This is a genomic window from Microbacterium sp. LWH7-1.2 (assembly GCF_038397755.1).
GTDB lineage: Bacteria > Actinomycetota > Actinomycetes > Actinomycetales > Microbacteriaceae > Microbacterium.
The window spans coordinates 2825442-2845175 of the sequence record NZ_CP151637.1 but is presented as its reverse complement, the minus strand read 5'-3'; the positions used below and the strand labels follow the sequence as shown (position 1 = coordinate 2845175).

General features: G+C 70.2%; 20 protein-coding genes. 11 read left to right on the top strand and 9 right to left on the bottom strand.

From position 1 onward, the window contains the following. Nucleotides 1-31 precede the first annotated feature (31 nt). A complete protein-coding gene (locus tag MRBLWH7_RS13200) occupies nucleotides 32-964 on the bottom strand; it encodes a 2-hydroxyacid dehydrogenase (RefSeq protein ID WP_341995181.1) in 933 nt (310 codons plus the stop codon). Nucleotides 965-1068: 104 nt separating this feature from the next. Between MRBLWH7_RS13200 and MRBLWH7_RS13195 the strand changes: the two genes are divergently transcribed. Further along, nucleotides 1069-1500, top strand: coding sequence for a DUF1761 domain-containing protein (locus tag MRBLWH7_RS13195; RefSeq protein ID WP_341995180.1), 432 nt, complete (start codon nucleotides 1069-1071; stop codon nucleotides 1498-1500). A gap of 150 nt (nucleotides 1501-1650) precedes the next feature. Here MRBLWH7_RS13195 and purQ read toward each other — a convergent pair whose 3' ends face one another. Both purQ and purS read right to left on the bottom strand, forming a co-directional pair. Next, entirely contained in the window at nucleotides 1651-2358 is a 708-nt protein-coding gene (purQ, locus tag MRBLWH7_RS13190) for a phosphoribosylformylglycinamidine synthase subunit PurQ (protein ID WP_341995178.1), read from the bottom strand. Continuing rightward, nucleotides 2355-2603: a phosphoribosylformylglycinamidine synthase subunit PurS gene (purS, locus tag MRBLWH7_RS13185; RefSeq protein ID WP_341995176.1), complete on the bottom strand. Its 249-nt coding sequence runs from the start codon at nucleotides 2601-2603 to the stop codon at nucleotides 2355-2357. Before purS ends, purQ begins: the two co-directional genes overlap by 4 nt. 345 nt (nucleotides 2604-2948) lie before the next feature. Here purS and MRBLWH7_RS13180 point away from each other — a divergent pair, with 345 nt between their 5' ends. The 5 genes from MRBLWH7_RS13180 (at nucleotide 2949) to MRBLWH7_RS13160 (ending at nucleotide 8901) form a co-directional block, all read left to right on the top strand. Next, nucleotides 2949-4190 (top strand): ABC transporter substrate-binding protein, encoded by a 1242-nt coding sequence (locus MRBLWH7_RS13180; RefSeq protein WP_341995173.1) that lies wholly within the window; start codon nucleotides 2949-2951, stop codon nucleotides 4188-4190. A gap of 133 nt (nucleotides 4191-4323) precedes the next feature. Continuing rightward, the gene (locus MRBLWH7_RS13175; RefSeq protein ID WP_341995170.1) at nucleotides 4324-5352 is read left to right on the top strand and encodes a sugar ABC transporter permease; all 1029 of its coding nucleotides are present in this window, start codon (nucleotides 4324-4326) and stop codon (nucleotides 5350-5352) included. Beyond that, nucleotides 5349-6260: a carbohydrate ABC transporter permease gene (locus MRBLWH7_RS13170; protein WP_341995168.1), complete on the top strand. Its 912-nt coding sequence runs from the start codon at nucleotides 5349-5351 to the stop codon at nucleotides 6258-6260. Before MRBLWH7_RS13175 ends, MRBLWH7_RS13170 begins: the two co-directional genes overlap by 4 nt. A gap of 65 nt (nucleotides 6261-6325) precedes the next feature. Then, complete coding sequence (locus tag MRBLWH7_RS13165; protein WP_341995166.1) at nucleotides 6326-7804, top strand: family 1 glycosylhydrolase; 1479 nt, start codon at nucleotides 6326-6328, stop codon at nucleotides 7802-7804. Between the two features lie 56 nt (nucleotides 7805-7860). Further along, nucleotides 7861-8901: a LacI family DNA-binding transcriptional regulator gene (locus tag MRBLWH7_RS13160; protein WP_341995164.1), complete on the top strand. Its 1041-nt coding sequence runs from the start codon at nucleotides 7861-7863 to the stop codon at nucleotides 8899-8901. A gap of 1 nt (nucleotide 8902) precedes the next feature. On the opposite strand, the gene MRBLWH7_RS13155 is transcribed toward MRBLWH7_RS13160, so the two are convergent. After that, nucleotides 8903-9742: a VOC family protein gene (locus MRBLWH7_RS13155; protein WP_341995162.1), complete on the bottom strand. Its 840-nt coding sequence runs from the start codon at nucleotides 9740-9742 to the stop codon at nucleotides 8903-8905. 195 nt (nucleotides 9743-9937) lie between these two features. Further along, nucleotides 9938-11284, bottom strand: coding sequence for a solute carrier family 23 protein (locus tag MRBLWH7_RS13150; RefSeq protein WP_341995158.1), 1347 nt, complete (start codon nucleotides 11282-11284; stop codon nucleotides 9938-9940). Between the two features lie 259 nt (nucleotides 11285-11543). Here MRBLWH7_RS13150 and MRBLWH7_RS13145 point away from each other — a divergent pair, with 259 nt between their 5' ends. Both MRBLWH7_RS13145 and MRBLWH7_RS13140 read left to right on the top strand, forming a co-directional pair. After that, the gene (locus tag MRBLWH7_RS13145; protein WP_342002049.1) at nucleotides 11544-12323 is read left to right on the top strand and encodes an ABC transporter ATP-binding protein; all 780 of its coding nucleotides are present in this window, start codon (nucleotides 11544-11546) and stop codon (nucleotides 12321-12323) included. Next, nucleotides 12305-13882, top strand: coding sequence for a hypothetical protein (locus tag MRBLWH7_RS13140; protein WP_341995157.1), 1578 nt, complete (start codon nucleotides 12305-12307; stop codon nucleotides 13880-13882). The genes MRBLWH7_RS13145 and MRBLWH7_RS13140 overlap by 19 nt, the downstream gene beginning before the upstream one ends. Nucleotides 13883-13907: 25 nt before the next feature. On the opposite strand, the gene MRBLWH7_RS13135 is transcribed toward MRBLWH7_RS13140, so the two are convergent. Further along, nucleotides 13908-14879: a phosphoribosylaminoimidazolesuccinocarboxamide synthase gene (locus MRBLWH7_RS13135; protein ID WP_341995155.1), complete on the bottom strand. Its 972-nt coding sequence runs from the start codon at nucleotides 14877-14879 to the stop codon at nucleotides 13908-13910. 77 nt (nucleotides 14880-14956) lie between these two features. After that, the gene (locus MRBLWH7_RS13130) at nucleotides 14957-15310 is read right to left on the bottom strand and encodes a hypothetical protein (protein ID WP_341995153.1); all 354 of its coding nucleotides are present in this window, start codon (nucleotides 15308-15310) and stop codon (nucleotides 14957-14959) included. Nucleotides 15311-15411: 101 nt separating this feature from the next. On the opposite strand from MRBLWH7_RS13130, the gene MRBLWH7_RS13125 reads away from it, so the two are divergent. The 3 genes from MRBLWH7_RS13125 (at nucleotide 15412) to MRBLWH7_RS13115 (ending at nucleotide 17827) form a co-directional block, all read left to right on the top strand. After that, entirely contained in the window at nucleotides 15412-16032 is a 621-nt protein-coding gene (locus tag MRBLWH7_RS13125; protein WP_341995151.1) for a PadR family transcriptional regulator, read from the top strand. Between the two features lie 71 nt (nucleotides 16033-16103). After that, entirely contained in the window at nucleotides 16104-17606 is a 1503-nt protein-coding gene (locus MRBLWH7_RS13120) for a DHA2 family efflux MFS transporter permease subunit (protein ID WP_342002047.1), read from the top strand. A 62-nt stretch (nucleotides 17607-17668) separates the two neighbouring features. Continuing rightward, nucleotides 17669-17827 (top strand): hypothetical protein, encoded by a 159-nt coding sequence (locus tag MRBLWH7_RS13115; protein ID WP_169583593.1) that lies wholly within the window; start codon nucleotides 17669-17671, stop codon nucleotides 17825-17827. A gap of 128 nt (nucleotides 17828-17955) precedes the next feature. On the opposite strand, the gene MRBLWH7_RS13110 is transcribed toward MRBLWH7_RS13115, so the two are convergent. Together MRBLWH7_RS13110 and MRBLWH7_RS13105 are read right to left on the bottom strand one after the other, a co-directional pair. Next, nucleotides 17956-18609 carry a response regulator transcription factor gene (locus tag MRBLWH7_RS13110; RefSeq protein ID WP_341995147.1) on the bottom strand — a complete coding sequence of 218 codons (654 nt, stop codon included), beginning with the start codon at nucleotides 18607-18609 and terminating at the stop codon, nucleotides 17956-17958. Continuing rightward, nucleotides 18606-19733, bottom strand: a complete 1128-nt coding sequence (locus tag MRBLWH7_RS13105; RefSeq protein ID WP_341995145.1) for a histidine kinase — start codon at nucleotides 19731-19733, stop codon at nucleotides 18606-18608. Before MRBLWH7_RS13105 ends, MRBLWH7_RS13110 begins: the two co-directional genes overlap by 4 nt. Nucleotide 19734 lies beyond the last annotated feature (1 nt).

Sequence of the window (19734 nt, the reverse complement as noted above, 5' to 3'; positions counted from 1 at the left end):
CGTGCGAGTCAGCAGCCGCCGGGCACGCGGGTCAGCCGCCGAGGACGATGTTGACCGGGGGCTCGCCGGCGGCGAGGCGATCGATCTGCGCGCGCACCAGCTTCGCGACCCGGGGGCGCATCGCGCTCGACGCGCCGCCGACGTGCGGGGCGATGAGCACGCCGGGAAGGCCCCACAGCGCGTGCCCCTCCGGGAGCGGCTCGGGGTCGGTGACGTCGAGAGCGGCGCGGATGCGTCCGCGGCGCACGTGGTCGACGAGCGCATCGGTGTCGACGAGGGTGCCACGGCCGACGTTCACGATGAGCGCGCCGTCGGGCAGCGCCGATAGGAACGCGTCGTCGACGAGGCCCTGCGTGGCCTCGCCTCCGGGCAGCGTGAGGATCACGATCTCGGCGTGGGGGAGGAGCTCGGGCAGCTCGTCGATGCCGCGCACCGCGACGCCGTCCTCGTCCCGGGCGCGCGACGCGACCGGGGTGAGCTCGACCTCGAAGGGCTCCAGTCGCGCCGCGACGGCCTTGCCGACGCCGCCGTAGCCGAGCAGCAGCACGCGCCGGTCGGCGAGACTCTGGGCGAACACGGGAGCCCAGCGACCGGCGGCGGTGTCGACCGCGAACGCGTCGATGTGCCGCTGCGCCGCGATGGCGAGTCCCACGGCGAGCTCGGCCGTCGAGGTCTCGTGCACCGACGCCGCGTTGGCGAACACCAGCCCCTTGGGCAGGATGTCGGCGACGCCGTCGTAGCCGATCGACTGACCCTGCACGAGCGCGACCTCGACGCCCTCGAGACGCTCCAGCACGCGGGCCATCGACATGTAGGGCGGCACCACGATGTCGAACCGGTCGCGCGGGGCCGCAGCATCCATCGGCCACACCACCAGTTCGACGTTGTCGGGCAAGGCCCCGAGATCCGCGGCGAGCTGCTCGGTGGGGACGCTGACGACGAGATTCCGGGTGTCTGTGCTCACCCGCTCCACGCTACCGGCGCGGTGCACCACCGGTGTCATCGGGCGGCGCTACGCTCGCGTCGAACGGCGACCGCGACCCCTGCGGCGCGCGGGAGGAGGCGGACGTGGTCCCCGAGATCAACTACTGGGCGGTGCTGATCGCGACGGCGTCGAGCATGGTCGTCGGCTCGATCTGGTACACGCCGAAGGTGTTCGGCACGCGATGGGCGAAGCTCGCGAACGTCGACATGGACCGGCCCGGCGCCAGCGCCGTCGTGCCGATCGTGGTCACCGTGATCGTCAGCTTCGTGACCGCGTGGGTGCTGGCCGGCGCCTCGTCGATCGCCTGGCACTTCTACGGCGGCAGCTACCTGTGGGCGGCGCTCCTGACGGGCGTGATCCTGTGGGCCGGGTTCACCGCGGCCCGCTTCATCACGCACGACGCGTTCGAAGGACGCCCGTCGTCGCTCACCGTGCTCAACATCTCGCACGAGCTCGTGACGATCGTCGTGATGGCGCTCATCATCGGCGTGTGGCCGCCTGCCGGTACTGTCTGACACCCACCCCCGACCGTTTGCCGAAAGACGGGTGCGTCACGCGACACGCCGGGGCGCGGCATCCGTCACCGGCGTGTCGGAGTGACCGACCCGTGTTTCGGCACGAAGAGCCGGGGAGAAGAGGACAGCTGGGGATGCGGATGCTGCGGCTCAGGCCGCGGCGCCCACCACGGCGGCGACGGCCGACGTGAAGAACGACAGGCCGTCCACGCCCGACCGCATCGCGGCCGCGGTGTCGGGGCCGAAGCCGGGCTCGACGGCGTGCTCGGGGTGGGGCATGAGGCCCACCACGTTGCCGCGCTCGTTGACGATGCCGGCGATGTCGCGGAGCGACCCGTTCGGGTTGACGCCGAGGTAGCGGAAGGCGACGAGGCCCTCGCCCTCGAGGCGGTCGAGCTCGGACTCCGACGCGATGTAGCCGCCGTCGGCGTTCTTCAGCGGGATCACGATCTCCTGGGCGGAGGCGAAATCGCTGGTCCACGCGGTGTCGTTGTTCTCGACCCGCAGCTTCTGGTCGCGGCGGATGAACTGCTGGTGCGCGTTGCGGATCAGACCGCCCGGCAGCAGGTGCGCCTCGACGAGCATCTGGAAGCCGTTGCAGATGCCGAGGATCGGCATGCCCTTGGCCGCGGCATCCTTCACCTCCGCCATGATCGGCGCGAGCGCCGCGATGGCTCCGGCGCGCAGGTAGTCGCCGTAGCTGAAGCCGCCGGGGAGCACCAGCGCGTCCACGCCGTCGAGGTCGTGCGAGCCGTGCCACAGGGCGACGGCCTCGCCGCCGGCGATCTCGATCGCGCGCTGCGCGTCGCGGTCGTCCAGCGAACCGGGGAAGGTGATGACCCCGATGCGGGCGGTCATTCGACGACCTCGATGCCGACGACGTCCTCGATCACGGAGTTCGAGAGGATCTCGTCGGCGATGCGCTGGGCCTCGGCGAGCACCTCGTCGGTGACCTCGCCGTCGACGCTGAGCTCGAACCGCTTGCCGATGCGGACGCCGCTGAAGTCGGAGACGCCGAGACGGGCGAATGCGCCGGAGACGGCCTTCCCCTGCGGGTCCAGAAGCTCGGCCTTGGGCATGACGTCGACGACGATGGTGGGCATGTGGATCCTCCTGGCGGCCACAGGCCGCAGCTGTCGGTCGTTGCGCGACGAGCGCAGCGAGGAGTCGAAACGCCGGATGTCGCGGGCAGGGGTCCCCTCCAGTCTACGGGCCCCCGCGCACGGCGTTTCTCCCGGGCCCCGAAACCCCGTGACACAACCGTGATCAAACTATGGGAGCGCTCCCTTGACTTCGTGGGAGCGATCCCATAGCGTTTCGTCTCGATCGATGGGAACGCTCCCACGACCATCACCCGGCACGGTTCCCTCCGCGCCGATCCTGCAACACACACGACCTGACAACACAAAGGAGTGACAGTGAACGCACGCGCCTTCCGCAGAAGCGCCGTGGCAATCGCCGCATTCTCGGCTTCGGCCATCGTCCTCGCCGGCTGCGCCGGCGGCAGCGGAGACGAAGCCGGTGGCGAAGACGGCGAGATCACGCTGACCCTGGCCACGTTCAACGACTTCGGGTACGACGATGAACTCCTGCAGGAGTACATGGACGAGAACCCGAACATCAAGATCGTCCACAACAAGGCCGCGATCACCGACGACGCCCGCGCGAACTTCTTCTCGAAGCTCGGCAAGGAGGGCCTCGCCGACATCGAAGCGGTCGAGGTCGACTGGTTCGCCGAGGCGATGCAGTACTCCGACCTGCTCGCCGAGGTGCCTGACAGCGCCAAGGGCCGCTGGGTCGAGTGGAAGGAAGCCGCCGCGACCGACGCCGACGGCCGCCTCGTCGGCTTCGGCACCGACATCGGCCCGCAGGCCGTGTGCTACCGCGCCGACCTGTTCGCCGCCGCCGGCCTCCCCTCGACGCCCGATGAGGTCGCCGCGACGATCGACGGCGACTGGGACACCTTCTTCGACCTCGCCGACAAGTACAAGGCTGCGACCGGCAAGCCGATGATCGACGCCGCCAACTCGACGACCCAGGGCATCGTCAACCAGATCGAGTTCCCGTACGACGAGCCCGACGGCACCGTCGTCGCGACGACCAACCCCGAGATCAGGGCGGCGTACGACCTCGTCGTCGAGCGCGGCATCCCGAACTCGGCCTACTCGGGCCAGTGGTCGGACGACTGGAACGCGTCGATGGCCAACGGCGAGTTCGCCGCGATGCTGTGCCCGCCGTGGATGCTCGGCATCATCTCGGGCAACGCACCCGACGTCAGCGGCTGGGAGATCGCGAACGCGTTCCCGAACGGCGGCGGCAACTGGGGCGGCTCGTACCTGACCGTCCCGGGGAACGGCAAGAACGTCGATGAGGCCCTCAAGCTCGCCGACTGGCTGACCGCTCCCGAGCAGCAGGAGAAGACGTTCGTCAACGTCGGCGCCTTCCCCAGCGCTGTCGACGCCCAGAGCGCCTCGTCCATCGTCGACTCGACCAACGAGTTCTTCAACAACGCCCCGACCGGTCAGATCTTCGCCGAGCGGTCTGACGCGATCGAGGTCACCCCGTTCAAGAGCGCGAACTACTTCAAGTACAACACCGCGCTCCAGGACGCCATCACCCGCGTCTTCGACGGCGTGGAGGACGCGGAGACGTCGTGGAACACGTTCGTCGCCGAGGTCGAGGCCTTCTGATAGGCCGCCACTGACGATCACGTCCCCTCGCCGGGACGTGGTCTCACCGAGCAGCGGAGCGCACGCGGGTCTTTCCCGGCCCGCGCGCGCTCCGCTCATCCCGCCACACTCGACACCCGAATCGGAGCGACCGGTGACCTCGACCGCAACCCGCCCCGCGGCATCCGGGCCGGCCCACCGGCCGGCAACCGAACGTCAGCCGCGCGTCCTCTCCTTCTCCCAGAAACTCAGCCGGTGGGACCTGAAGGTCTCGCCCTACCTCTACATCTCGCCGTTCTTCATCCTGTTCGCGATCACGGGTCTCTTCCCCATCGTGTACACCGCGGTGATCTCGTTCCAGGAATGGGATCTGATCCGCAACTCCGGCACCTTCATCGGCTTCGACCAGTACATCTGGATCCTGTCGCAGGCCGACTTCTGGACCGCGCTGCGCAACACCTTCAGCATCTTCCTGCTCTCCTCGGTGCCGCAGCTCATCCTCGCGATCTTCATCGCCGCCATGCTCGACCGCAACATCCGCGCCAAGACGTTCTGGCGGATGAGCGTCCTGCTCCCGTATGTCATGGCGCCGGTGGCCGTCGCGCTCATCTTCAGCAACATGTTCGGCGACAACCACGGCCTCGTGAACAACTTCCTCACGAGCATCGGCCTGAACCCCATCGCGTGGCACAAGGACCCGTTCTGGAGCCACATCGCGATCGCGACGATGGTGAACTTCCGCTGGACCGGCTACAACGCGCTCATCCTTCTCGCCGCGATGCAGGCGGTGCCGCGCGACTACTACGAGGCGGCCACCGTCGACGGAGCCGGACCATTCCGGCAGTTCTGGAGCATCACGCTTCCGTCCTTGAAGCCGACGCTGATCTTCGTCATCATCACGGCGACCATCGGCGGACTGCAGATCTTCGATGAGCCGCGCATGTTCGACACGTTCGGTCGCGGCGGTGCCGCCAATCAGTGGCTGACGATCACGCTGTACCTCTACAACATCGGCTGGGGCGAGTTCAACTTCGGCCGCGCGGCAGCCCTCGCGTGGATCCTGTTCATCATCATCCTGGCGATCGGCCTCATCAACCTCCTCGTCACCCGTCGTCTCGTGCGCGACGAGGGCGGCCGCGGAGTCGTCAGGCCTCGCCGCCGCCGGAAGGGAGCCCAGCAGTGAGCGCCATCAGCACCCCGCCCCTCGCCGTCGTCGAGGAGAACATCCCGAACGACAACCGCCGCAGCCGCCGCACGACCAAGATCCGCGGCGTCCGCGCCAGCTTCTGGGTGTACGCCGGCCTCGCGGTGGTCGTGATCTCCGCGATCTTCCCCTTCTACTGGTCGTTCCTCATCGGCTCGGGCGACTCCTCGACCATCAACGACCCCAACATGTCGTGGCTGCCCGGAGGCAACTTCGTCAGCAACGCGCTCGCGGTCATGAACGACCCGGCCGTGAACTTCTGGCCGGCGCTGTGGAACTCGATCTGGAGCTCGGCCGTGATCGCGGCATCCGTCGTCTTCTTCTCCACCCTCGCCGGCTGGGCCTTCGCCAAGCTCCGCTTCCCCGGCGGCAAGTGGCTGCTCGCCTTCGTCGTGGCGACCATGGCCGTGCCGATGCAGCTCGGCGTCGTTCCGCTGTACCTCCTCTTCTCCGACCTCGGCTGGACGGGGCAGATCGGCGCGATCATCATCCCGGCCCTCACGAGCGCCTTCGGCGTGTTCTGGATGACGCAGTACCTCCAGCAGACCGTGCCGGACGAGTTGATCGAGGCGGCGCGAGTGGACGGGGCATCCATGATCCGCACGTTCTGGACAGTCGGCGTGACCGCGGCCCGTCCGGCGGCGGCGATGTTGTTCCTGTTCACGTTCGTGGGCGCGTGGAACCAGTTCTTCTGGCCGTTCATCGTGCTCGACCGGCAGAACCCCACGCTGCCCGTCGCCCTGTCACTGCTCCAGTCCAACTACTTCGTCGACTACTCCATCGTGCTGGCGGGCGTGCTGCTGGCGACCATCCCGTTGCTGATCCTCTTCGCCTTCACCGGCAGGCAGCTGGTCAGCGGCATCATGGCCGGCGCCGTCAAGGGCTAGGCCCTTCCCCTCCCCCCGCCATCGGCATCCTGACACTGACGTTCCCCGAGAGGATCATTGACCTCATGACGACCGCGATCCCTCGCGCCTTCCCCCAGGACTTCCTGTTCGGCGCCGCGACCGCCGCCTTCCAGATCGAGGGCGCTGCCCACGAGGACGGCCGCCGCGACTCGATCTGGGACGCCTTCTGCCGGGTGCCGGGCGCCGTGATCAACGCCGACAACGGCGACGTGGCGTGCGACCACTATCACCGCTACAGCGATGACGTCGCACTGATGAAGGAGCTGGGCCTGCAGACGTACCGCTTCTCGACGTCGTGGTCGCGTGTGCGACCCGACGGCGGAGCGGTCAACCCGAAGGGCCTCGACTTCTACAAGCGACTGGTCGACGAGCTGCTCGGGGCCGACATCCTGCCCTGGCTGACGCTCTACCACTGGGACCTCCCGCAGGCGCTCCAGGAGAAGGGCGGCTGGGCGAACCGCGACACCGCGGACCTCTTCACCGAATACGCCCTGACGATGCACGACGCGCTGGGCGACCGCGTGGACGTCTGGACGACGCTCAACGAGCCGTGGTGCTCGTCGTTCCTCAGCTACACGGCGGGGCTCCACGCCCCGGGCCGTTACAGCGTCGAGGAGGGCGTGCTCGCCGCGCACCACCTGCTGCTCGGCCACGGCCAGGCCGTCCGTGAGCTGCGCGCACGCGACGCGTCGCTCAAGCTCGGCATCACGCTGAACCTCACGGTCGCCGAGCCGGTCGACGAGAGCGACCCGGCCGACGTCGACGCCGCGCGCCGCATCGACGGCCAGTTCAACCGCTGGTTCCTCGACCCGATCTTCCGCGCGCAGTACCCGGCCGACATCGTGGAGGACATCCGGAAGGTGGATGCCGCGGCCATCGCCGCCTGGGAGACCGCGGTGCGCCCGGGCGACCTCGAGACCATCGCGACGCCCATCGACACGCTCGGCGTGAACTACTACCACGGCGAGTACGTGGGCGGACACGAGCCGGTGAACCCGCCGATCGGTGGCGACGCCCCGACCGACCGACCCGGGCGTTCGCCGTTCCCCTCGCACGAGGGCATCTACTGGCACGAGCGCGGACTGCCCCGCACGCCGATGCAGTGGGAGGTGCAGCCCGAGGGGCTCACCACGCTCCTCGAGAGGGTGTGGGACGAATACGCCCAGCCGGTCGGCACGGTGCTGTACGTCACCGAGAACGGCGCCGCATACGACGACGAGCTCGTCGTCGAGGGCGACGTGAAGCGCGTGCACGACGCCGACCGCGTCGAGTTCCTGCGCGGGCACCTCGGTGCGATCCTCGATGCGGCCGAGGCCGGCGTCGACGTGCGCGGCTACTTCTACTGGTCGCTCCTCGACAACTTCGAGTGGGCGTGGGGGTACGAGAAGCGGTTCGGGATCGTGCGCGTGGATTACGACACCCAGGAGCGCACGCCGAAGGACAGCGCGCTCGAGTACAGCCGCATCATCGGCGCCCGGACGATCGACCTGGAGTCCGCGCGCGCGGCCACCGTCGCGTCGTAGCAGTGCGCCACGGGATGTCTGCCGCGCAGTAGCATCCCGGGGAGGAGGGGACAGGAATGAGCACCGATGCCATGCGGCATACCCAGCGGGGACCCGGCAGCGCACACGCCGTGACGATCGAAGAGGTCGCGGCGGCGGCGGGGGTCTCGCGGTCGACCGTCTCCCGCGTCGTGAACGGCTCGACCGCCGTGAGTCCCGAAGCTCTCGAGTCGGTGACCCGCGCGATCAGCGAGCTGAACTACGTCCCCAACCGCGCCGCCCGGTCGCTCGCGAGCCAGAAGACGCACGCGATCGCGCTCATCGTGCCCGAGGACACCACCCGGTTCTTCGGCGACCCGTTCTTCGCGGCGATCGTGTCGGGCATCAACTCCCGCCTCAGCCGCTCGGACTACGTGCTCAACCTCTTCATCGCGAGCGACGACCCGGGCGACAAGACGACGTCGTATGTGCGCTCGGGCGCCGTCGACGGCGCGATCGTGGTCTCGCACCACACCAGCGACACGTTCATCGACCGCATCGCGAGCGTCGTGCCGGTCGTCTACGGCGGCCGGCCGGTGCGCGAGCGCGAGCGCGACTACTACGTCGACGTCGACAACGTCCGCGGGGCGTACGACGCCACGGTCTACCTGATCGAGAGCGGCCGCCGCCGCATCGCGACGATCACCGGACCGCGCGACATGCCCGCCGGCGTCGACCGCCTGCAGGGGTACCGCGACGCGCTCGCCGCGTGGGACCTCGACGAGATCGCGGTCGAGGACGGCAACTTCACCGCCGACGGCGGCGCCGACGCGATGCGCCGGGTGCTCGCCACGGGAGCCCGGCCCGATGCGATCTTCGTCGCCAGCGATCTCATGGCGCGCGGCGTGCTGACGGTGCTCGCGGCCGAGGGGCTGCGCGTCCCCGAGGACGTCGCCCTCATCGGCTTCGACGACTCCCCGGTGGCGACGTCCGTCATCCCCCAGCTGACGACAGTGCGCCAGCCGTCGTTCGCACAGGGGGAGCGCATGGCCACGGTGCTGCTCGACCTCCTGGCGGGGCGGCATCCGAGGCACGTCACCATCCTCGAGACGGAGCTCGTCGTCCGCGACTCCGTCTGAGTCAGCCGCGTCCGGGCACCGTCGCGTGCAGGAGGTTGCGCCACGGGTCGTCGAACGAGACCGTGCGACCGTCGTCGCGCACCTCGAGGCCGTGGTGGCGCAGCCGCTCGGCGAGCTCGCCGAGGGCGTCCGCGTCGGGCAGCGCCAGGTCGACGCGGCCGAGGCCGAGTGCCGGCATCCGGGGTCCGGCGCCTCGCGAGTTCCACACGTTCATCGCCATGTGGTGGTGGTAGCCGCCGGCGCTCACGAACAGCGCCTGGTCGCCTATCGCCGCCGTCTGGTCGAAGCCGAGCGCGTCGACGTAGAAGGCGCGGGCGCTCGCGACGTCGCCGACCGACAGGTGCACATGACCGACGGATGCGGCGTCCTGCCCGGTCCCGCCGCTCGCGGCCCGTTCGGTCAGGTGCTCGCGCAGGAACCCGTTGGGGTCGAGGTACAGCGTCGCCATCTCAACGCTGCCGTGGGTCCACGACCACTCGGTCCGGGCGCGATCCCAGTACAGCTCGATGCCGTTCCCCTCGGGATCGGTGAGGTAGAAGGCCTGGCTCACCAGGTGATCCGCCGAGCCGGTGAAGGTGTGCGGCGCGCGCTGCGCGACGCTGTAGAGCGCTGCGGCGAGGGCCTCCTGCGTCTCGAACAGGATCGCGGTGTGGAAGAGTCCGGCCGCGCCGGCGCTCGCGTGCCGCAGGGCGGGTTCATGCTTCAGCACGACGACGGGCCGTCCCGCGCGTCCGAGCACGACCTCGTCGCCCTCGGCCGACAGCACTTGGAGGGTGATGACGTCGCGGTAGAACGCGGTCATGCCGTCGAGGTCTCCGACGAGCAGCGTGACAGCCCCCATCGAGGTGTCTGCGGCAAGCCGGTCAGGGTGCGCAATCTCATTCACATGTAGCTACAACCATTTGCCCGCAGCATCCATTCCCTGGCTCTTGGCGCCGCCGTGTCCCACTTCCGCGCACAAAAGCAGCATGCTCGGGCGTGAAAGTGGGACATGAAGGCCGGAGCTCGGGACACGGATGCCTCGAATCGGCGTGGGCTACTTCACCCGCGAGTCCTGCGGGTCCCCACCGAGCTGGCCGACGGCGGGGAGCGGGCCGCCGTCGTCGGCGCCGGTCTTGCGCCAGCGCGCGATGGCGTTGCCGAGGTGGTAGATCAGCAGGGCCGCGGCCGCGCCGATGACGATCGCGCCGAGCTGGAAGTCGCCCCACACCATGGTGAATCCGGCGATCGCGATCACGAGCGAGACGGCGGCGGTGTACTGGTTGACCGGGCGCGAGAAGTCGACGCGGTTGTCGACCCAGATCTTGATGCCGATGATGCCGATGAGGCCGTACAGCGCCGTCGTCACGCCGCCGAGCACGCCGGCGGGGATCGAGTTGAACACCGCGCCGACCACGGGCGACAAGGACAGCAGGATCGCGAAGACGCCCGCGACCCAGTACGCGGCCGTCGAGTAGACGCGGGTCGCCGCCATGACGCCGATGTTCTCCCCGTACGTCGTCGTGCCCGAGCCGCCGAACGTGCCCGCGAGCACGGTCGCGGCGCCGTCGGCGATGAGCGCGCGGCCGGTGTACTGGTTGACGGATGCCTCGGTCATCGTCGCGACGCCGCGCACGTGTCCGACGTTCTCGGCGATGAGCACGAGCACGACCGGCAGGAACATCGCGATGACGCTCCACGTGCCCGGGTTGCCGAACGTCGGGAACTGGAACGTCGGCAGGCCCACCCACTGCCCGCTCGCGACGAGCTCGTTCACCGCGGTGAAGTCGACCTCGCCCCGCAGCAGCGCGACGATGTAGCCGACGATCACACCGAGGAAGATCGAGATGCGTCCGAGGAACCCGCGGAACAGCACGCTGAACAGGATCACCGAGACGAGCGTGATGGTCGCGGTGATCGGCGCCTGCTGATAGTTCTGCCACGCGACCGGCGCCAGGTTGAAGCCGATGAGGGCGACGATGGCGCCGGCCACGACCGGCGGCATGAGCTTCTCGACCCAGCCGAGGCCCGCGAACTGCACGATGAAGCCGACGACGGCCAGGAGCACGCCGACGGCGACGATGCCGGCGAGGGCCGAGCCCATCCCCTGCGACGCGGTCGCGGCGGTGACCGGCGCGATGAAGGCGAACGACGAACCGAGGTAGCTGGGCAGGCGGTTCTTCGTGATGAGGAGGAACAGCAGCGTTCCGATGCCCGAGAAGAGCAGCGTGGTCGAGACCGGGAAGCCCGTCAGCACCGGCACCAGGAACGTGGCGCCGAACATCGCGATGACGTGCTGCGCGCCGATCGCGACGGTCGCGGGCCAGTTCAGCCGCTCGTCGGGCTTCACCACCTTCCCGGGTTCGACGGTCCGGCCGTTGCCGTGAATGGTCCACAAAGGCATGGGCGCTCCTTGCGCTCGGGTGATGGTGCGAGGATCACCCTAGCGGCGCGGCGAGCCGGGGGATCTTCCACGGGACCGAGGGCGGTGTCCCCGGTCCCGGCGGGATTCTGCCGTTCGAGTGGGGGAAGGATGCCGCGGCCCTGGGCGTGGCAGTTGCCTCGGCGACGCGGCATCCGAAAGGCTGATCAAGGCCCGGAGTGCACCCGGGCTGCCGATGCCGATGCGACGGAGAGACGTGACCGACCCAGCGACACCGCCGATGCTTTCCACCGATGAGGCGCGCGACGTCGCGGCGCTCGAGCTCCGCGGACTCCACAAGCGGTTCGGGGAGAAGCTCGCCGTGGCCGACGTCAGCCTGCGCGTGCCCGCCGGATCGTTCTACGGGCTGGTCGGTCCGAATGGCGCCGGCAAGACGACCACGCTGTCGATGGCGACGGGGCTGCTCATGCCGGACGCCGGCCAGGCGCTCGTGCACGGTGTCGACGTGTGGCGGGAACCCGTGAAGGCGAAGGCGATGGTCGGCAACCTCGCCGACGGCGTCAAGCTGTTCGACCGGCTCACGGGCGAGCAGCTCGTCACCTACAACGGGCTGCTGTTCGGCCTCCCGCACGACGAGATAGCCCACCGCACGGCCGACCTGCTCTCGCTCATGGACATGACGGATGCTGCGGGCACGATGGTCGTCGACTACTCGGCGGGAATGACCAAGAAGATCGCGCTGGCGTGCGCCCTGGTCCACGCACCTCGGCTGCTCGTGCTCGACGAGCCGTTCGAATCGGTCGACCCGGTGTCGGCGGCGAACATCGAGGACATCCTCGCCGGCTACGTGGCCGGCGGCGGCACGGTCATCGTCTCGAGCCACTCGATGGATCTCGTCCAGCGCATGTGCGACCACGTGGCGATCGTCGCCGCGGGCCGTCTGCTCGTCGCCGGCACCGTCGACGACGTGCGGGCCGGGGAGTCGCTCCAGGACCGCTTCGTCGAGCTCGTCGGCGGCCGCCGCTACACAGAAGGACCGGAATGGTTGCGACGCTCCTGAGGCTGCGGTTCCGCGTCCTCGGCAATCAGCTCGCTCGCAGCCCGTGGCAGCTGGTCGGGTTCATCCTCGGCGCGCTGTACGGCGCGGTGGTCCTGATGGGGGTCATCGCCGGTCTCGTGGCCCTGGGATTCGCAGACGTCCGGCTCGCCGGGATCGTCGTCGTCGGCGCCGGGTCGCTCGTGACCCTCGGGTGGGCCCTCATCCCGCTCGTGGCCTTCGGCGTCGACACGACGCTCGACCCCGACCGTCTCGTCGTGTTCCCCATGACGACCTCGCGCATGATGGTCGCGCTCACGTTCGCCGCCGTGTGCGGCATCCCCGGCATCATCACCTCCGTCGCCGCGGTCGCGACGATCGCGACGTGGGCGCACTGGCCGGCCGCGGTCCTGGCATGGCTGGTGAGCACGCCGCTCGCGATCCTCACGGCGGTGGTCGCCTCGCGTGCCGTCGCCACCGTCGCGTCCGGGTTCGGCGGCGGCCGGCGCTTCCGCGAGGTCGCGGGCATCCTCGTCTTCATCCCGCTCATCCTGGCCGGGCCCATCATCGCGGGCCTGGCCACCGGCGTCACGGTGAACGCCGACACGCTCGCCGAGCTGCTGCCGCTGCTCGGCTGGACGCCGCTCGGCGCCGCGTGGGCGGTGCCGGCAGACGCCGCCGCGGGCGACCTGTCCGCAGCCGCGGCGAAGCTTCTCATCGCCCTCGCCACCCTTGCGGCGCTGTGGCTGCTGTGGCGGGCGTCGCTCGCTCGCTCGCTCGTCCACCCCCGGCTCGCGTCGGGCGCCGCCGTGCGCGCCGGGTCGATCGGGTGGTTCGGGCGGGTGCCGACCGGCGCTGCGGGCGCCGTCTTCGCGCGGGCGGTCACGTACTGGACGCGTGACCCGCGGTACCTGCGCCAGCTCATCGCGGTGCCGCTCGTGCCGGTGCTCCTGTGGTTCTACGCCCGGGACGGCGATCCGCTCGTGGCGCTCGCATTCTCGGCGCCGATCATCGCGTTCATCATCGGGATCGTGGTCTATGCCGACATCTCGTACGACGGCACGGCCTTCGGCACCGAGGTCGCGACGGGAGCACGGGGCCGCGCGGACCGGCTCGGCCGCACCCTCGCCGCCGCCGCGGTCGCGGTGCCGCTGGTGCTCCTCGCGGCGATCCTGCCACCGGCGTTCGCAGGCGACTGGACGCAGCTGCCCGGCATCCTCGGGATGGCCTTCGGGATCCTGTTCACCTGCTACGGCGTCTGTGCCGTCACATCGGCGCAGCTCGTCGTGCCGGTGCCGGGCTCCGGCGACAACCCGTTCAAGCGCGTCCCCGGCACGACGTTCCTGCAGGGCATCGCCTTCTTCGGCATCTGGCTGGTGGCACTGGCGCTCTCGGCGCCCGCGGTGATCGTCGGCGTGGCCGGGTACTTCATGCAGAGCCCGGCCCTGAGCTGGATCGCCTTCGCCATCGGCATCGTGTTCGGCACCGCGGTGCTCGTCGCCGGCATCCTGATCGGCGGGCGGATGCTCGACCGCAGCGGCCCGGTGCTGCTCGCCCGTCTGAAGGCGATGAAGAACGCGTGACGGCCCCGGATGCCGCGGCGCGGCGTCAGGCGGCGGTGAGGCGCTCGAGCAGCTCGCGGTAGCGGGCGGTGGTGCGGTCGACGATCTCGGCGGGGAGCGCGGGGGGCTCGCCCTGGCGGGGAGCCGGCCAGTTCGCGGCGAGCCAGTCGCGGACGATCTGCTTGTCGAAGCTCGCCATGCGCTCCTCGGGGGTCGTGCCCGAGGCCCAGGCCGCAGCATCCCAGTATCGTGACGAGTCGCTCGTGAGCACCTCGTCGGCGAGGGTCAGCACACCGTTGCGGTCGAGCCCGAACTCGAACTTCGTGTCGGCGAGGATGACGCCGTGCGCCTCGGCGGTCGCGGCCGCGCGGGCGTAGATCTCGAGCGAGAGGTCGCGCAGCTCGGCCGCGCGCTCGGCGCCGACGAGCTCGACGGTGCGCTCGTACGAGATGTTCTCGTCGTGCTCGCCCAGCGGAGCCTTGTAGGCGGGGGTGTAGATCGGTTCGGGCAGCCGGTCGCCGTTCGACAGGCCCTCCGGCAGCGCGATGCCGCACACCGTGCCGTTCTCGCGGTACTCGACCCAGCCCGATCCGGTGAGGTACCCGCGCACGACGCACTCGATCGGCAGCATGTCGAGACTCTTCACGACCATCGCGCGCCCGGTGACGGCATCCGGGATCAGGCTCTTGACGTCGTCGGCGGTGTTCGCCCGGCCGTCGGCGCCCAGGGTGAGCTCGTGCGAGGCGGCGAGATGGTTCGGGATGTTGCGGCCGCCGTCCGCGCCCGCGAGCCGGTCGAACCACCACAGGCTGAGGGTGGTGAGCAACTCGCCCTTGCCCGGGATGCCCGGCGACAACACGTGGTCGAACGCGCTGACGCGGTCACTCGCGACGACGAGCATGCGCTCCGGCGTCGCACCCTCGGGCGTCTCCGCCGGGACGTAGAGGTCGCGCACCTTGCCGGAGTAGGCGTGGCGCCAGCCGGAGAGCTCGGTCGTGGGGGTGGGGATAGCCGTCACCCGTCCATTATCCCGGGTGGGTACGGCGGGTTTCGGGGCGGCGCGGTTTCGGGCGCCGGCCACGCGGGGCGGACGGGCTACGGAGTGATCGCGTCGACGTGCGCGAACGCCTCGGCCACGAGCGCGGGCCAGCGGTCCGCAGCATCCGTTCCCGCGGTCGCCCACTCGCGCATCGGCCGGCCGCGCATGACGGCCGGCTCGGCTTCGCCCGCCTCGGCCAGCTCACCGACCCGGCTCTCGGGCAGCTTCACCATGAGAGCCCCCTCGAAGGTCACGAACGCGAACACCTTGCCCCGCACGTTGAGGCCCTCGGAGCCGAACATCGCCCCGAGCGAGACGTCGGGCCGGGCGGTCCATTCCGACACGATCGGGTCGAAGATCGCGTACGACTCGGGGAACTTCTCCCGGCGCGCGGCGCCCTTGTCTGCCATGCCCCACACGCTACGACTCCCCACCGACAGCGCGCGAGGGTGCGCGTCGTGCCGAAGAAGCGTATAGTCCACGTGGACTAATCGAACTGGAGTGATCGATCGTGAATGACGACGTCGCCCGACTGACCCCGCTCGGGGTGGCTGTGCTCGCACTGCTGAGCGAGGGCGACATGCACCCCTACGAGATGATCCGGCTGATGCACTTCCGCCGCGACGACCGGCTCGTCACCATCACGAACGGCACGGTCTACCACACGGTCGGCCGGCTCGAACGTGCAGGACTGATCGCCGAGGTCGGCGTCGACCGTGACGGCAATCGCCCCGAGCGCACCACCTATACGCAGACGGATGCCGGCGCCGCCGCCGTCGTCGAGTGGGTTCGCCGCGAACTGCCGCGCGTGGACCGGCCGACCGAGTTCCGGGTCGCACTCGCTGAGGTGCATGGACTGGAGCGCGACGAGGCGATCGGGCTGCTCCGCGCCCGTCGCGCAGCGCTCGCCGCGGCGCTCGCATCCCTCGAGGACGGCCACCGTCACGCCCTCGACAAGGGCGTGCCCGAGCAGTACCTCATCGAGATCGACCGCGAGCTGGCGCTCTTCGGCGCAGAGCTCGCGTGGATGGACTCGATCCTCCCGCGCATCGCCGACCCCGGGTTCGCCTGGGGTCCGGCGCCGACTCCCCCGGAACCCTATCTCGCCCAGAGAAAGGCAGCACGACAGTGACCACCCCCGAAAGCCCGGACTCCCCCCGTACAGCGGGTGCAGCATCCGCCACCGCCCCGGTCGCCGGACCGATCACCGGGGCCTACGCCGTCGGGCACAAGCCCCGCAGCCCCTGGCCCGCGCTCTGGGCGCTGGTCATCGGCTTCTTCATGATCCTGGTTGACACGACGATCGTCTCGGTCGCGAACCCCGCGATCAAGGCGGCACTCGACCCCGACACGAACAACCTCGACAACGTGGTGTGGGTCACCTCGGCCTACCTGCTCGCGTACGCGGTGCCGCTCTTGATCACCGGCCGCCTCGGCGACCGATTCGGGCCGAAGAACATCTATCTGATCGGCCTGTCGGTGTTCACGCTCGCGTCCCTGTGGTGCGGCCTGTCGGGCACGCTCGAGATGCTCATCCTGGCGCGCGCCGTGCAGGGCCTCGGCGCGGCTCTCATGACGCCGCAGACGATGGCCGTGATCACCCGCACCTTCCCGCCGAACCACCGCGGCGCGGCGATGGGGCTGTGGGGCGCCACCGCGGGCGTCGCCACCCTCGTCGGACCTCTGGCCGGCGGCTTGCTCGTCGACGGGCTCGGCTGGGAATGGATCTTCTTCATCAACATCCCGGTCGGCGTGATCGCGTTCGTGCTCGCCTGGATCCTGGTGCCGAAGCTCGAGACGCACCCGCATCGCTTCGACGTCGTCGGCGTCGTGCTGAGCGCCATCGGCCTCTTCCTCATCGTGTTCGGCCTGCAGGAGGGCGAGAAGTACGACTGGGCGCCGTGGGTGTGGGCCATGATCGCGGGCGGCATCGCGGTGATGGCGGTCTTCATCTGGACCCAGGCGCGCACGAAGAACGAGCCGCTCGTGCCGTTGCCGCTGTTCCGCGATCGCAACTTCTCGGTATCGAACCTGGGCATCGCGATCGTCGGGTTCACCGTGACGAGCATGTCGCTGCCGCTGATGTTCTTCATTCAGCTCGCGCGCGGGCTCACCCCGACCGAATCGGCGCTGCTGCTCATCCCGATGGCGGTGCTCTCCGGGGTCGGTGCGCCGTTGGCCGGCCGCCTGCTCGACCGCACCGACCCGAGGTTCCTGCTGGTGCCCGGCCTTCTCATGGTCGCGGGATCGCTGTTCTGGTACTCGTCCCTCATGAACGCCGACACCCCCATCTGGATGTTCCTGCTGCCGTCGGCGCTGATGGGCATCGGCAACGCCGGAATGTGGGGTCCGCTCGCGACGACCGCCACGCGCAACCTGCCGCCGCGGCAGGCCGGCGCGGGGGCAGGCATCTACAACACCACCCGCACCATCGGGTCGGTGATCGGCTCGGCATCGATCGCGGCCTTCATGCAGGCCCGCCTCGAGGCGAACCTGCCCGGTGCGTCCGACGCGTCGGGCGGCTTCGGCGAGGGATCGCTTCCGCCGTTCGTCGTAGACGGCTTCTCTCAGGCGATGGCGCAGGCCATCCTGCTCCCGGCCGCGGTCATGCTCGTCGGGGTCGTGGTGGTGCTCTTCCTGCGGCGGCCGAAGAGCACGTCGACGGAGGAATGGCAGGCGGCCAACGCCGCTGCCGGGACGGACTAACCCCGTTCCGGAGGCTTGTCAAGAGGTTGGTGGGCGGCATCCCCGCCGCCCACCATGGTCACATGACCGGACTCGCAGTGATCCTGCTCATCGTCGGAATCGTCCTGCTGCTGCTCGGTGTGTTCATCGAGGCGGCGAAGTTCCTGCTGTGGATCGGCCTCGTCATCATCGTCATCGCGGTGATCGCCTGGCTGATGCGCTTCATCCGCCGTCAGACCTGAGTCCCCCAGCTCGGGTCCTGGACGCCTCCGCGGATCATGACGATCGCGGGCGTCGCCCTGGACGCCGGCGCCCGTGACTCCCCATCACGCGGCGCCGGCGTCCGCGTTCTGTCCGTGAGCGCGTGGGCTCACCGCCGCGCGCGCCCCCGCTCGTGCGCCCAGATCGCGAGTTCGACGCGGTTGCGGGCGCCGAGTTTGGCCATGATGCTCGCGAGGTGCGTCTTCACCGTGCTGAGCGAGACATGCAGCTCCTCGCCGATCTCGCTGTTGCCGAGCCCGCGTGCGACGCCGGCGAGCACCGCCTCCTCGCGCTCGGTGAGCGGGCTCGAGGGCGGCGTCGGGGGCTCGGGCGTCGCTCCCGCGAACGCCTCGATGAGCCGTACTGTCACGTTGGGGTCGATGAGCGCGTCGCCGCGGGCCGCCGCGCGCACGGCCTCGGCGAGCAGCACCGCGCCCGCGTCCTTCAGGAGGAAGCCGCGCGCGCCGGCGCGCAGCGCCTCGTAGACGTACTCGTCGAGGTCGAACGTCGTGATCACCACGACGGGGATGGCGTCGGCGACGTCCGGTCCAGCGAGGGCTCGGGTCGCCGCGAGCCCGTCCATCACCGGCATGCGGATGTCGAGAAGGCAGACGTCGGGCCGGAGGCTCCGCGCCCGCGCGACCGCCTCGGCGCCGTCCGCGGCCTCGCCGATGACCTCGATACCAGGCTGCGCGTCCAGGATCATGCGCAGGCCCGTCCGCACCAGGTCCTGGTCGTCGGCGACCAGTACGCGCACGCTCATGCCGTCCATCCTGCCCTGGGAAGTCGCGCCGCGACGACCCAGCCGCCACCAGGCGCCGGCCCGGCCTCGCACGTCCCGCCCAGCAGCCCCGCACGCTCGCGCATGCCGGTGATCCCGTAGCCGGGAGTCACGGATGCCGCGCCCACGCCGTCGTCGCGGACCTCGAGCCGCACGCCGTCAGCGTCGACGTCGGCAGCCACCTCGATGCGGGTGGCGTCCCGCGCATGGCGGCGCGCGTTGGTCACGGCCTCCTGCGCGATCCGGAACACCGCGGCGGCGACCGCCTGCGGCACGCTGTCGAGGTCACCGCCGAGGCGCACGACGACCGTCGGGGCCGCAGCATCCGTCGCCTGCAGCGAGCGGATCTCGGCGAGCCCCGGCGTCGGGGCGAGGGCATCGTCGGGCGCACGCAGCACACCCACCATCGCACGCATCTCGCGGAGCGTCCGCGTCGCCTCGGCCTCGATCGCATGCAGCACCTGCAGCGTCGCTCCCGGGTCGGTGGCAGCCACGGCGGAGCCGGCCTGCGCCTGGATCGCGATCGCCGACACGTGGTGCGCGACGGCGTCGTGCAGGTCACGGGCGAGCTGCTCGCGCTCGAGGAGCCGCACCTGCTCGAGCTCGCGGGTGCGGACGCGACGCCGCCAGCGAACGGCGAGGCCCAGCGTGCCCGTCGTCACGGCCACCGCCACGCCGCCGATGACGTCGGCGAGCTCCGGCGGGGTCGCGAGAAAAGTGAGCAGCATCCCGATCACGACCAGCGCGCCGCTGGCGATCATCGCCCGTCCGGAACCCCAGCGGAACGCCGCATACAGCAGGATCAGGAAGTACGCCGTCGTGTACAGCTGCGGATCCCCGGCCGTGGCAAGGCCGACCGTCGTGCCTGCGGCGAAGGCGATCGCGAGCATGGTGAACGGGCGGGACCGGCGCCACAGCAGCGTGGGCGCGAGCGCGATGAGCACGACCGCCCACAGCCAGCGCCACGGCACGTCGGTGCGCACGGACGCCTCGAACACGGCGAGCAGCGGGATCGCGACGACGAGCAGCCAGTCGCGCCAGACCCGCCGAGGCGGCGCCGGAGCCGCCGCGGGCGCGTCCCAGAGCGCGCGGACCGGGCTCGTCATG